1 protein-coding gene is annotated in these 519 nt (G+C 42.4%); it reads right to left on the bottom strand.

All coding sequences use genetic code 11. The annotated features are described in order from the left end of the window. On the bottom strand, nt 1–519 hold a 519-nt coding region (locus EAS64_RS42820; protein ID WP_187366582.1), incomplete at both ends, for a DEAD/DEAH box helicase family protein.

Here is a 519-nt window from a genome sequence, read left to right as displayed (position 1 = left end):
TTTGACCACACTTCTCCGATTAAAGATTTTTTGTAACATGGTCCGAATATGTTCATCTGCTTCATAAAGTTCCGTAGGCAATAATTTTTCTTGTTGGAGGGCATCGTCTGGCAACTTTCCTTTATTGAGTTGGGTGACAATCACCTCTTGATCCTCTTCTGAAATCAGTGAATGATACTCGACTTGAAAGCCTAACACAGCCCCATCATCCATGGCATTTTTGGTTGTATAGGCGTGAAGGAGCGGCCCGTATTGCTGGCTCGTCGTTCTGGCAAAGGTTCCATTTTCTTGCTTTTTATTGTCGTCAAAAATAGGCGTCCCCGTTAATCCAAACCAGGTTGAATTGGGTAATATTTTCTTAATTCGCTTCATTTCCTCATCACTAACCGCACGATGAGCCTCATCAACAATAAAAACAATATGTTCTTGCCGTAGCTTCTCAAATTGATTGGAGCCTTTTTCTTCACTCTCTTGTTGGGCGCTTCGCATAGCCGCAGAGAGTTTTTGAATCGTGGTCAC

It is taken from the genome of Trebonia kvetii, assembly GCF_007827045.1.
In the GTDB taxonomy this organism is placed as follows: Bacteria; Actinomycetota; Actinomycetes; order Streptosporangiales; family Streptosporangiaceae; genus Trebonia; species Trebonia kvetii.
The sequence above is the reverse complement of the archived record's forward strand: the minus strand, read 5'-3'. Positions and strand labels throughout refer to the sequence as shown.